The 12,849-nt window shown below is 40.5% G+C and carries 10 protein-coding genes; 6 read left to right on the top strand and 4 right to left on the bottom strand.

The window, feature by feature from the left end; genetic code table 11:
* Window positions 1-210: 210 nt before the first annotated feature.
* Both WA256_RS06150 and cdd read left to right on the top strand, forming a co-directional pair.
* Window positions 211-579, top strand: a complete 369-nt coding sequence (locus WA256_RS06150) for a hypothetical protein (protein ID WP_062565518.1) — start codon at window positions 211-213, stop codon at window positions 577-579.
* Window positions 580-744: 165 nt separating this feature from the next.
* On the top strand, window positions 745-1,671 hold the full coding sequence (gene cdd / locus WA256_RS06145; RefSeq protein ID WP_063528656.1) for a cytidine deaminase: 927 nt from the start codon (window positions 745-747) through the stop codon (window positions 1,669-1,671).
* Here cdd and udp read toward each other — a convergent pair.
* The gene (gene udp, locus WA256_RS06140; protein WP_055021853.1) at window positions 1,663-2,418 is read right to left on the bottom strand and encodes a uridine phosphorylase; all 756 of its coding nucleotides are present in this window, start codon (window positions 2,416-2,418) and stop codon (window positions 1,663-1,665) included. The genes cdd and udp overlap by 9 nt on opposite strands.
* Before the next feature lie 145 nt (window positions 2,419-2,563).
* On the opposite strand from udp, the gene WA256_RS06135 reads away from it, so the two are divergent.
* The 4 genes from WA256_RS06135 to WA256_RS06120 all read left to right on the top strand — a co-directional run bounded on the left by WA256_RS06135 (window position 2,564) and on the right by WA256_RS06120 (window position 6,985).
* Complete coding sequence (locus tag WA256_RS06135; RefSeq protein WP_054564098.1) at window positions 2,564-3,343, top strand: DUF2189 domain-containing protein; 780 nt, start codon at window positions 2,564-2,566, stop codon at window positions 3,341-3,343.
* A gap of 289 nt (window positions 3,344-3,632) precedes the next feature.
* Window positions 3,633-4,742, top strand: coding sequence for an arginase family protein (locus WA256_RS06130; protein WP_055198846.1), 1,110 nt, complete (start codon window positions 3,633-3,635; stop codon window positions 4,740-4,742).
* Window positions 4,743-4,866: 124 nt separating this feature from the next.
* The gene (locus tag WA256_RS06125) at window positions 4,867-5,559 is read left to right on the top strand and encodes a substrate-binding periplasmic protein (protein ID WP_130167533.1); all 693 of its coding nucleotides are present in this window, start codon (window positions 4,867-4,869) and stop codon (window positions 5,557-5,559) included.
* 139 nt (window positions 5,560-5,698) lie between these two features.
* A complete protein-coding gene (locus WA256_RS06120; RefSeq protein WP_175080072.1) occupies window positions 5,699-6,985 on the top strand; it encodes a hemolysin family protein in 1,287 nt (428 codons plus the stop codon).
* A 29-nt stretch (window positions 6,986-7,014) separates the two neighbouring features.
* Here the strand turns inward: WA256_RS06120 and iadA are convergent, their stop codons facing one another.
* The 3 genes from iadA to WA256_RS06105 all read right to left on the bottom strand — a co-directional run bounded on the left by iadA (window position 7,015) and on the right by WA256_RS06105 (window position 12,672).
* On the bottom strand, window positions 7,015-8,181 hold the full coding sequence (iadA, locus tag WA256_RS06115; RefSeq protein WP_062565512.1) for a beta-aspartyl-peptidase: 1,167 nt from the start codon (window positions 8,179-8,181) through the stop codon (window positions 7,015-7,017).
* 11 nt (window positions 8,182-8,192) lie between these two features.
* On the bottom strand, window positions 8,193-9,602 hold the full coding sequence (gene yfcC, locus WA256_RS06110; protein ID WP_335989765.1) for a putative basic amino acid antiporter YfcC: 1,410 nt from the start codon (window positions 9,600-9,602) through the stop codon (window positions 8,193-8,195).
* 142 nt (window positions 9,603-9,744) lie between these two features.
* A complete protein-coding gene (locus WA256_RS06105) occupies window positions 9,745-12,672 on the bottom strand; it encodes a TonB-dependent receptor domain-containing protein (protein ID WP_335989762.1) in 2,928 nt (975 codons plus the stop codon).
* Between the last annotated feature and the right edge of the window lie 177 nt (window positions 12,673-12,849).

Genomic DNA, 12,849 nt, shown 5'->3' with positions numbered 1-12,849 from the left:
AACTCATACTTGTGTCTAAAGTAAATAAGATATGAATTTGCATAACAACTCTTTAAAGTAGATCTAATCCTAAAATCTGAATTTTACAACTGGTCATACCTATTTTATTGCTAGGTATTGACTAGAGAGGCGATATTTATAAAATAGCCCAGCTTTTTGATTCAGCTACCGTTAAGCCAAATCAACCCCACGCTTTTTTTAGAGTAACTTATGCCAAACGTGTCTACTTGCATCACTTATGATGCATCGACGTCACTCGTGATGATGACGTTAAGAGGGACTGCTAGTGCACAGGATGTGATAAATTTTTACCAAATTGCCCAACAATATTCAGAATTACATGGGTCAGAGAAAATACTCGTTGATGTGTCTGAGATGACACACAATTTCGCACCTGCTGATTTATTCACCATTATGCCGGAAGTGGCAAACTCTTTGAAAAAAGCTGTTGTAGCAATAGTTGTAAGTTTTGATGGTTTTATGCACGACTTATTTATGCAAAAAGCAAAACGCTATAACTTACAAGCTGAAAACTTTGAATGTTTTAACAAAGCAAAAAATTGGCTGGTTCGTCAATAGTTGGTCGAGCTAGTCATCGCTATTTTGTTGTGTATATCTGGGCTTACAAATACCGCTAATTTTTAGCTTTTATTGTGCGATTTACCTTGATGTTTACCGCCAAAACCTAGCAATTCATTACGTAACCTTTTAAACTGTTTAGCCAATTAATAATTATAATTTGTTATGACAGCAACTAGGATAGATGCAAGCAAACTAGCTCAAAATTCAGAGCCGTTTAGCTTCAATGATCAACAAAAAAATTCTCTTTTTGCCCAGCTTAAACAGCAACGTGGCATCTTATCTCAATCTGATATTTCTTCTCTTTGTCAGCAGTTTCAAGTTAGCCAACTTGAGTTACTAAAAGCCTGTGTACCCGTCGCAAGTTTATTTTCTGTCGCGCCTATTTCTAAATTCTATGTGGGCGCCATTGCAGTTGGGTTAAACAAGCAAGGCGAAACAAATTTCTATTTTGGCGCAAATGTTGAGTTTTCTCATCAAGCATTGAGTTTGGTCGTTCATGCTGAGCAATCAGCCATTAATAATGCATGGCTTAATGGCGCGCAAGCAGTGTTAAAAATTGCTATTAGCGATGCACCTTGCGGTTACTGCCGTCAATTTATGAATGAATTGAGCACCGCAGACTCACTTGAGATTTTATTGCCAGAACGTGACTTTAATCTACATGAGTTATTACCTTATTCATTTGGCCCAAAAGACCTAGGCAATGAAGCCTGTTTATTTTCTAATAAGCAAAGTGATAAACAGTTTACTGATCTTTCGATTGCTGATAATAAACTTATTCAATTGGCACTCAATGCATACGTGCCTTACACAGGTAACTTTAGTGCGGTTAAATTAACGACTTTTGATGAAGGTGACTTTTACGGAAGTTATGCTGAAAATGCGGCCTATAGTCCAAGCCTTTCGCCATTACAAAGTGCATTGAGTCAGTTTTATCTTGCGGGCTTAACCTTTGATGATAAAACAGTTAAGTCAATAACCTTGTTAGAAACACAAGGGGCAGAAAATCAATATGAGGTGGCTAAAAGTGTGCTGGCAAGCTTTGCAAACCCACCAGCATTTGAGCACTGTGTTGCTAAACTAGTCTAGCAACAGTTTTGCAGCTTCAATGACGACGGCGACTGATTTTTTCTCAATCTCGCCGTGGTCAACATTCGGAATTTCTTGTTTAGTACGATTTACTAATACACCTGCAACACAGGCTGCGCGTAAGCCAAGGGCGGCACACATAGTAAATAGTGTTGCTGATTCCATTTCATAATTCATCACGCCTAGTTTTTGCCACTCTTCACAGCTGCCTTGGAATGAGCGAGGAACATAGCCAGAATAAGTATCGTAACGTTCTTGACCCGGGTAGAAAGTATCACTCGATGCAGTAATACCAATGTGGAAATTAATTCCTAACTTATCACATGCATTTACCATCGCTTGTGTTGCAAAGAAGTCAGACACAGCAGGGTAGCTTAGTGGTGCGAAATGCTGGCTAGCACCATCTAAACGAACTGAAGCTTGGCTAATTAAAATGTCGCCTTCGTTAATGTGTGGCTGAATTGCACCGGTCGTGCCAATACGCAAAAAGGTATCAATACCTAGCTGAGCAAGCTCTTCAACAGCAATTGATGTAGATGGGCCGCCAATACCGGTAGAACAAACTACAACGCTGTGCCCGTTTAGCTCACCTCGGTATACATGAAATTCACGGGTCTTCGCTAAGCATTCAGGGTTATCGAGAAGTGTTGAAATGCGTGCTGAGCGGTCAGGATCGCCTGGGACAATCGCAAGGGTTGCGCCGTTTAAGTCCTGACGAGTAAGCCCTAAGTGAAATACCTTTTCCATTATTGAACCTTATTTTTGTCTAAAGCGTAATACTTTAATCATATGTGTTTAAAGTACAGGACAGATGTCCTATTAGATCACCAATGTTGCAAGAATTGCACAGATAACCTAAACCTAAAGAAGTAACGATAAAAGAGGATATATTATGCCTGCTTCATCTTCTATGAGTAAACACCATGAGTTTGCACGCTGTTTAGAAAGCTCGAAAATTTCAATTGGTGCGCCTTTTCATTGGTTAGCACTTGCATTTAAAGATATTGCTAATGCGCCCATACTGAGTCTAGTCTACGGATTAGTATTTACCTTGATACCTGCGACTATCATGTATTTTGTCTATCAGTTTGATACACACTTAGTCATATTGCCTGCAGTCGTTGGCTTTGCATTAATTGGCCCTGCCTTTGCTGCCGGACTTTACGATGTTGCATGGGAGCTTGAAAAAGGCCACAAACCTACTTTAATGCACAGCCTTAAATCGATGTTTAGAAACCCAGCAGGTGAATGGGGCTTTGCAGTGTTATTAATGGTAATTATGATTGTTTGGATGCGCTTAGCTGCACTTATTCATGCATTGTACCCGAACGTTGTTAACCCGAGTTTTGAGCAGTTATCTGCGTTTTTAACGCTCGGTAGTATTGTCGGTGGTATCTTACTGGTCACTGTATTTGCTATCTCAGCGTTTACCCCGCAAATTATGATGGAACGCAGAGTTGATATTATGACTGCGGTAATTTCTTCAATGAATGCGGTTAAAACCAATTTCGGTGCCATGGTTGTCTGGGCTGGTTTGATACTATGTTTAGTATTTGTCGGCTTTATTACAGGTACTGCCGGGTTTATCGTTATTATGCCTTTATTGAGCTATGCCAGCTGGCATGCATACATTGCCGTTATCAAAACTAAGAAGCCAAGAGGCTACGAATAATGAGTATTCACTTCGTTTGAATATAAATCTATAGCGGCAATCGCCTTGGTTGCCGCAAAATTTGACTTTCTTTTCGCGCATGTTATACCTGCCAAAATACAGCGCTCTTATTTGACTAGAGCAGTTTAAATTCTTCTGCATTAAAAATATAACTATTTAATATCAGTGAGTTATAGGTTTGGTTTAGCAAGCGATTGTTGAGTCTCAAAAATCCAGACTATACACAAACCTGATTGCGTAACTTTTTTAATTACGCATGAATATGCAGATAAAGATCAGCGGAGTAGAGATGAGTAACACACAAAAAGCCTTCCACGAAAAACTAAGTCAGTGTCTTTGTCCTCCTGGCGATGGCGTATTTACAGTTAATACAGCAAAAGAACGTAAAGATGCGCTGCGTACTAAATTATACGGCCAAACAGATAATGTTGACGTGCTTTGGAAAGAGTCACTTGAAACACTGGCAGAGTCTGAACACAAAGCGGTAATTTTAGGTATTAGCTCTGACTGTGGCGGTGGTATTTTACGTGGTGCTAACTGGGGCCCACTATTTTTACGCTCTACCTTGATTGATCAACAACCACAAGCACGCGCCTTTGATTTAGGCGATGTTCGTGTGATCCCACATTTACTTCATGATAAATACCTTAACGATGCAACCATTACAAACTGTCAAAAAGCGTTATATGCTGATGAAAACAGCGAATATCATGTATCGCCTTTGTCTATCACTGAAGATGTCTGTGATGGCTTTTATGCAAATTACCCAGATAAGGGTATTTTTGGTATTGGTGGCGACCATTCAATTAGCTACCCGCTGACTAAAGCTTACTTAAAAGCAAAACGTGATGCAGGTAAACGCACTGCAATCATTCATTTTGATGCTCATACAGACTTATTAGTAGAACGTTTAGGTATCGATTTATGTTTTGGTTCGTGGTGTACACATATTCTTGAGTACTTACCAGCTCCACGTAACTTAATTCAATTTGGTATTCGCTCTAGTGGTAAGCCTAAGCAACACTGGGAAGACACGTTTGGCGTTAAACAACATTGGGCACACGAAATCATCGAACGTGGCGCTAAAGCTGTTGCTGAAGAAGTTATTGCGCAGCTAAAAGCAGATAATGTTGATGAGCTTTATGTGAGCTTTGATATTGATGCACTTGATGAAAGCTTTGCTTCAGCGACAGGAACACCAGAAGCCGGTGGTTTAACACCTCAGCATGCATTAGACATTCTAGTTGAATTGGCTGACGAGTTCCCAATTACTGGTGCTGACATGATGGAAATTGCACCATTCACAGATAGCTCATTAATCGGTCAGACAAGTTCTGAAACAACTCTAAGAGAAGGCGCTAAAATCTCAGCTTTTTTGATTAATGCAATGAATAAGTAATTGACTCTATAGCGGAAACACCCTGTTTCCGCTCATTCCTTTTTACTAAATAATATTTCAATATCTGCAACTTCGAGCTATATTATTATAAAAAATAATTATAATTTATTTGGTATCGCTCATCATGCGCTCAATTATCACCTTGTCATTGCTGCTTTTTCTGCAACCTTGTTTTGCAGCAATTACTGTGGTGACAGAAAATTTCCCTAATTTCCAATACCTAGATGAAAATGGCGAATTAACTGGCACTGTAGTTGATAAAGTTAAATCAGGTTTAGATAAAAGTGGTGTGGATTATGAGCTGTCAGTAAATTCTTGGTCAATTTCGTATAATGCTGCATTACGTGATAGCAATACCTGCATCTTTTCTATGGCAAGGCTTCCTGCACGCGAAGATAAATTTACTTGGGTGGCACAAATCGGTGGTTTTTCGGCGTCGTTCTATTCGTTTAAATCTGAGCAATTAAAAATAGCGAGTATAGATGATGCTAAAAAGTACCGAATTGCAGTATTAAAAAATAACTATTCACATATTTACTTAAAAGAAAACGGCTTTGATGAACGTAATCAGCTGATCTTACTTGATAGTTTTGACAACATTTATGATGTACTTAAAAGTAGACGCTCAAGTATAGATTTAGTCATCCTCAGCGATGAACAATTTAAATATGAGCGCGATAACGACAGCACACTTGAAGATTTAAAACCGATATTTAAACTGCCCGTTGGCACACCTCAGTTATACTTTGCCTGCAATAAAAATATCAATCCTGTGACTCTTGAAAAATTAAATAAAGGCTTTGCTGCTAACGATTAAAAATAGCACTTGTTGATTGCCACAAAGTGGCTATAATCAGCTGCTTTTTGTCCATTCTCGCCAAACTCTCGCTAGCCTAAACGAGCAAAAAGTTGTTTGCATTCAACACTCTGAATGCGCTTAATTATTAGGAGCTACAATGAGTGATTTACTCATTATCATGATTTTAATTTTGATCAGTGCATTGTTTGCAATGAGCGAAATTGCGATTGCGGCATCTCGTAAGATCAAATTACGAGTTATGGTGGACGAAGGCAACAAAAAAGCCCAAGCAGTGCTTAGCTTGCAAGAGCAACCTGGGGCATTTTTTGCCATGATACAAATTGCCCTCAACGCAATTGCCATTTTAGGTGGTATTGTTGGTGAGCAAGCATTATCTCCTTACATAGAACAAATCTTAGGCATGATTTATCAAGGCCCGTTATTGAGTCAAATCAGCTTTTTGATTTCGTTTTTGAGTATTACCTCTTTGTTTATTCTATTCGCTGACCTATTACCTAAACGGTTAGCCATGATTATGCCAGAGGCAGTTGCAGTTAACGTGGTATCCATTATGCGCTGGGTGACCTTTGCGCTCACTCCTTTTGTTGTTTTCTTTAATGGTATAACTAATTTGGTTTTACGCGCGTTTAAAGTACCCGCTGAACGAGAAGATATTGTCACCACAGAAGACATCGTCGCGATGATGGATGCAGGGGCCGAGTACGGCAGCTTACAGCAACAAGAATATGAGCTAATTGGCAATGTATTTGATTTAGAGGCACGTTTTTTATCGAGTGTGATGACTCCTCGTGATCAAATTGTGTTTTTTGATGTAAAGGCGGATGCTCAAGAAGTTGCAACCAAAATTATTGAGCACCCTCATAATCACTTTTTAGTCTGTGATGGTAGTTTAGATAAATTAATTGGCTCGGTTGAATCAAAAGATATCCTTCGCAAGGTGCTAAAAGGGCAAACCGCTGAAATTGATAATGAACTGATAAGCCAAGATATTTTTTATCTGCCAGAAACATTGAGTCTTTCAGAGGCGCTAAATACTTTCAAAAAAGCGGCAGAGCCGTTTGCCGTAGTGGTTAATGAGTATGCGCTAATGGTAGGTATTGTTACTGTTAAAGATTTAATGAAAGGATTTATGGGCGACTTAATTAGCCACCAGGGTGAAGAGTTAATTATTCAACGTGATAATTCATCTTGGCTGGTTGATGGTTTAACACCTGTGGTTGAGCTTGCTAAGGTACTTGAAATTGAAGAGTTCCCTGAACAGTCTCATTACGAAACTGTCGCAGGGTTTTTGATCTACACCATGAAACGCTTGCCTAAACGTGCAGAGTTTATTAATTACGGTGGCTATAAGTTTGAAGTTGTCGATGTTGAAGGTGTGAAAGTCGAGCAACTACTCGTTACTCGCATTTCTGAACATGTTTAGCATAGTGTTTAAGGCCGCCGATTGCGGCCTTATTCAAAGGTGCCTTTAACAAGTGCTTTGCCTTTGCTTACCATATGAACACCCTTTGACCAGCATTCTGTTGGCGCAAGCGTTGTTTTATTAAGTAACACAAGGTCGGCATCTGCATTTTGCTTAATTACACCTTTATTTATACCCAGTATCTGTGCAGGGTTTGATGTAACAGCCATTAAAGCGTGTTCAATCGAAACATTAAATTTTTGCACTGCTTCTACAAACGAGCCATGCAATGTGGACTCTTTACCTACTTCAAGGCCAAGCAGATTATAGCTTTTGTCAAAAATAGGGAGGCTTGCATGGCCATCAGAGCTCATAGTGAGCTTCGTTGGGTCGACTTTATTCTCTATACAATAGGCAAGTGCGTGTGCGGCAGAGTATTCACCATGAGCAAGGTCATACTCTGTTGTACTTGTTGTAAAATCGATAGTGCCACCGGCTTTACAAAACTCTACCCCAGCATTAAGTAAGTCGATATTACGATTCATGTGAGTTGGGTAAAATTGTGCTAGCGAAATATCGGTTAGCTTATCAACCTCATGCAATATCGATAAATGTGTATCAACAGGGCCAACATGAATGCTGACAGTGCCTTTTTTACCACTTAACATGCCGGCCACTTTTGCCTCTGCAGCCAGTTCTGCCAGCTGTTGCACTGTGGGTTGGCTGCTACGATGATCAGATATAGCAACTTCTCCCACGCCAATAAACTCATCTATGTACATTAAATCGCTGGTGATAGAGCCTGTCAGTGTTTTCGCAGGTAAATGATATGAGCCCGAATGACAAAAAACGTTGAGCCCAAGCTCTTTCAGCTCTTTTGCTTTAGCAATCAGGTTACTATGAGTTCGGCTACTTGAGTCAGTGCCCAGGGCTGCAATAACAGTAGTTGTACCATGCAGTGTTGCATCAGTCAGGTTCATTTCTGGTGTTCTACTTGCAAAGCCAGCTTCGCCGCCACCGCCAGTTATATGAACGAGTGAATCCACAAACCCCGGGGCCAAAATACAATGAGTGCCATCTACCTTGGTAATCCCCTGATAGGTATCGATAGTTATTTCAGGCTGTATATCAACTATTTTTGTGCCAGCAATAAGGACATCTTGAATGCCTAAAGGTGAGGGGGCGAAAACGTCTGCGCCTTTTATAAGTGTTAACATAATTAAATCTTTTACTGATAGTTAATAAAGTGTGCGAGAAAAATAAAACCACTGGCAAGGCCAAACAAAGCCAAAGTGAAGCGCCAAATAAAACGTGCCCATTCACTCCAATCTAATTTAACAATACCTAAACAGCCAATGAGACTAGCAGAAGTAGGAATAAAAATATTCGTTAAACCATCACCCAACTGAAATGCCAACACCACAATTTGACGTGAGATATTTAATAAATCACCGAGCGGCGACATTAGCGGCATTGTTATGGCTGCTTGTCCTGAACCAGACGAAACAAAGAAGTTAAATACACTTTGAAATAATAGCATGCCCCAAGCAGCAATATAATCGGGCACAACTGAGATGCTGGTGGCACTATAGTACAGTAAGGTATTAAGGGTCGAAGGTGACGTTAAATCGCTACCGCCAAGTATTAAAATAACGCCTTTTGCCAAAGCAACCAAAAGCGCTGCAGGTAAGAGCTCTTGGGCACCTTCTTTAAATGCGTTTGCGCTTTCATTGGCAGTTTGTTTTTTGAATAGGCTGGCTATTACAGCGCAAGCAATACCTAGGCAAAAGAATTGCGCTGCTAGTTCAGGAATATAATACTGCCGAGCCATCACGCCCCAAATAACCCAAACAATGCCAGCAATAAAAGTAAGTAAGATTAGTTTATCTGCGTTATCTAAATTTATTGCACTGTTTATGTGTTGGTTAGATTGTTGTTTAGTTGCTCTGATAGAATTGGCATAGCGAATGGTGAATACAAGGCCAAATGAAGTAAAAACAAGCCAAGCAACCATTCTGAACCCTGCGCCAGAAAAAACGGGAATTTCAGCAATTGATTGAGCTATGGCAATGCTAAATGGATTCATCCATGAGGTAGCAAAGCCAATTTGTGTAGCAACATAGGTTGTTAATACCGTCACTTTTGCGTCATAGCCAAGTTGTTTCATAATCGGAAATAACACAATACAAAAGGCGATGGCTTCTTCACCCATGCCGAAAACCGCACCACCTAAAGAGAAAAGCACGAACAAGAGAGGAATGAATACCCACTCTATATGTTGTGTTTTGTTGATCAGTGCCATTATGCCGTTATTTATCGCACCGGTTTTTAAGATAATCCCAAACGCACCGCCAGTGATTAAAATAAACGCCATTACACCAATCGCTGCGCCATACTTATCACCTGACACTAACCCTTCAAATAAGACATTAGCTAGGCCAATTTCACCACCTTCTGCAAAAAATGCTGGCGGGATATGATCTGAGGCTGTTTGATATTGTGATAATTCAACGCTATGGCTATCTTTTTCGGCATTAAACACACCGGGGGTTATAAATAGCCTGGCAAAATAGGCGATAACTGCGACGCACAACAAAATGATGCTCGCATCTGGCATCGCAAACTGTTTGTTTTTCATAAAGTCACTTAAATGTCATTCGACGTTTATAAGATAAGCAAGGTATTGTAGCCCTTGCTAATAAAGATTAATACTGAGAGTCGTCAGTTTAAGATAAGGTAAGCTCAAAAGTGTGGGCGACTATTAAGCCGCCCATACCTTGCTAAAAGCGATAGCTCAAACTTAACGTATAGCGACTGCCATAAGCATTATGGTTTATAGAATCAAAACCTCGACTTGAACCATACAGTTTAGGCAGTTCTTTATCGAAGATATTATCGATACGAGCACGGATTGATAATGAATCATTGATAAAATATCCGGCTGATAAATCCCATACTAGCCAGTCATCAACATCGCGTTTTAACTCATCATTAAGCTCGCCAAGTTCTTCTAGCTCATCTATTTCACGGCCACGAAGCCCTTCAATATCATCCTCATAGCTACTTGTATAATTGGCGCCTAGGTTTAAATAATAACTCTCGGCATCCCAATCGATAGAGAATCTGCCAACATTTTCAGGGTAGCGATAAGTGCCGATTAGCTTTTCGATTGCATCTGAACCGGGTTTGTTTCGCTCAAACTCTAAATAGTGTGTACCATCAAAAGCGAGTGTTAAGTGGCCTGTTGCAAAAAGAAAACGATGATCGAATTTAAAGTCGATACCCGCTAAGGTTTGTGTGCCGGTATTTTCCAGTGGAATAACATGGTCTCTAAATAGCGGCAGGAATAGCTCATCTTCTCGCGGATTAAACTCACTAATATAGTTTGTTAGGATCTCTGAAAGATTAGCGCCATCACTTTCGATATTAAGGCCTGCATTATCGGTTACTTCACACAGCTGCTGCTCGTACGAAATACCTTGTTGCCCTTGTGGTACTAAGCCACAGTGACGAAGAGAAGCATCCGTAATTGCTCTATCTAGCACTGCAGTCATATTGGTATCGATGACTTGCTCATGATCAAAATGCCAATAATCGACAGTGAGATTGGTATTTACAGATGGGCTCCATGCAAAGCCAATACTGAGCGCTTCAGACTCTTCGGCTTTGAGTGCTTGGTTCCCAAGTTCTAGGCTGTTAACACTGACTTCTGTACCATCACCCATACAGTATAAGTCTGCAACTGCCTGATTTGCCCCGCAATCAAAGCTTGATTGTGTGGTACGTAATTTTACGCCAGCTTGAGTTAATGAAGGTGCTCTAAACGACGTTGACCAAGAGCTCCTAATAATTAGAGAATCTGAAGGGCGGTAGCTTAAACCCACTTTAGGGTTAAACGTTCCACCAAAGTCATCGTAATGATCGTAACGACCAGCAACTTGCAGTTCTAGCTGCTCAGTAACTGGCATATTCAACTCTACAAATGCAGCGTATTGCGTACGGTCTGCTTCTGATAAGCTCGAGCCAAAACCAAAAACATCAACTAAATAACCATTTTCAGCACGCGCTTGAGAGTCTAATGACGGAATATCTTTTAACTCTTCTCGGCGAGCCTCAATACCAAATGCAGCATAAATGGGTAACTCATTAAATGTAAATAAGTCGCCATTAAAGTTTAAATCCCATCCGTAAACTGTACTTTCACCACTTCTACTAGGGTTTGCTTTTGCAAGCTCAAGCACCGCATCATTATTAGCATCACCCTGTAAAAAAGGGTTGTAGAATGGCATTAACTGACCTTGCGCACAATTGAGCTGTGTTCCATCGTATGTAGCAGTTGAACCGTCGGAGCATAATTCACCAGTGATTGCAGCATGAAATTGGTAGCGGTTGTAAATACCATCTATCGCTTCTTGCTCTGACTTAGAACGAGAAAATGTTACACCTGACTCCCAACTCCAGTCCCCAATGTAACCAGCTAGGCTACTGACTAAGCGAAAGTTTTTAGTTTCAACTTCAACAGTACGCGGTGAATTAAAACGTGCATCAAATGCAAAGCCATACACTTCTCGACCCGCTTGAGTGGTAAATGGATCAATATAAAGCTGGTCCATTAAGTCGTTACTGCCATCAGCGTTATCATAAATGAATAGCGCATCTTCTATGATAAACGGACCATCATCATCGTTTATTTGATTGATTGGTGCAGGTGATGAATAGGCTTTTGATTTAGTTTGGCTATAGAAGAAATCGGTATGCCAATCTAAATCACCTAAGCTGCTGTTAAACATAAAGCCAGTTGAAAGGCTTTCAAATGGGGTTTCTAGGTAATCATCTTGGTTAGCATAGTAAGCACAAATTTGCTCACCATACTCAGTCGTGACAAGTTCTGTTTTACAGTTTGGCGCAGGTAGCTCATTGCCATCTCGACTACTGTAGTAATAAATGTTCGGCGAGTTCTCAAGTTTCGGTAAGTATGAGTAACCATTCACTAAATTTGGGGTTGCGGTATAGCTTCTGTCGGTCGCTTTAAAGGCATTGCGGTCGTAAATATCGGCAAATACCGTTAAGTTACTCTCACCTATATTCGTGCCGTAAACTAAGTTAAGTTGTTTCTTACCTTCGTCATGACTGTCAAAACTATTAGTGTAAGAAGTGTTTACTTCAGCTCCTTGATAGTCATCTTTAAGAATATAGTTAATAACACCAGCGACAGCATCAGCCCCATATATTGCCGATGCGCCAGTGGCTAAAATATCAATGCGCTCGATTGCAGCAAGTGGAATTGAGTTCACATCGACAAAGTTTTCAGTGCCTGCTGCGAACGAGCTTGGTGCAACACGGCGGCCATTAATCAGCGTTAATGTTGCAGAAGGCCCCATACCTCTAAGGCTCGCAGCGGATTGACCCGCTGGCGTTGAGGTTGATGTACCACCACTTTCAGATGTTGAAAAGGTACCGGATCCGCCTTTAAAAACGGATAAATCTTTTAATAATTCATGAATAGTGTTCGCTCCTGAGCGCTTGATTGCATCTTGGTCAAGCACTGTAAGCGGGATGGTTCCTTCTAAATCAACCCCTTTAATTCGTGATCCTGTTACTTCTACTCGTTCAATTTTTTCTGATTGTTGGTCGTTTTGAGCATACACAGCTTGTACTGGGCACAGCACAGCACTGATTGCTACAGCAATTGATAACTGACGAAACATATTGATTTACCTTTGTCTTAAAAAACACACGGCAAAACCGTGACGTTTTGAATAATTGTTATAATTTTTTAGACAGGGCAGTGGGTTATAGACACAACTAGCCCCTCACAGGAAGTGAGGTGTGGCTACTCGTCAAACCACTCCGAAAGGTAGTGTGGAGAGTAGAAATATGTGCAA

Origin of the sequence: Pseudoalteromonas sp. CH_XMU1449-3, assembly GCF_037027245.1 — a bacterium.
GTDB classification, from domain to species: domain Bacteria; phylum Pseudomonadota; class Gammaproteobacteria; order Enterobacterales; family Alteromonadaceae; genus Pseudoalteromonas; species Pseudoalteromonas shioyasakiensis.
This window is presented reverse-complemented; position numbering and strand designations above follow the sequence as displayed.

Coding starts and splice junctions, on each gene's coding strand:
- WA256_RS06150 (WP_062565518.1), top strand. CDS start 211: ATGCCAAACGTGTCTACTTGCATCACTTATGATGCATCGACGTCACTC.
- WA256_RS06135 (WP_054564098.1), top strand. CDS start 2,564: ATGCCTGCTTCATCTTCTATGAGTAAACACCATGAGTTTGCACGCTGT.
- yfcC (WP_335989765.1), bottom strand. CDS start 9,602: ATGAAAAACAAACAGTTTGCGATGCCAGATGCGAGCATCATTTTGTTG.
- WA256_RS06105 (WP_335989762.1), bottom strand. CDS start 12,672: ATGTTTCGTCAGTTATCAATTGCTGTAGCAATCAGTGCTGTGCTGTGC.
- WA256_RS06125 (WP_130167533.1), top strand. CDS start 4,867: ATGCGCTCAATTATCACCTTGTCATTGCTGCTTTTTCTGCAACCTTGT.
- cdd (WP_063528656.1), top strand. CDS start 745: ATGACAGCAACTAGGATAGATGCAAGCAAACTAGCTCAAAATTCAGAG.
- iadA (WP_062565512.1), bottom strand. CDS start 8,181: ATGTTAACACTTATAAAAGGCGCAGACGTTTTCGCCCCCTCACCTTTA.
- udp (WP_055021853.1), bottom strand. CDS start 2,418: ATGGAAAAGGTATTTCACTTAGGGCTTACTCGTCAGGACTTAAACGGC.
- WA256_RS06130 (WP_055198846.1), top strand. CDS start 3,633: ATGAGTAACACACAAAAAGCCTTCCACGAAAAACTAAGTCAGTGTCTT.
- WA256_RS06120 (WP_175080072.1), top strand. CDS start 5,699: ATGAGTGATTTACTCATTATCATGATTTTAATTTTGATCAGTGCATTG.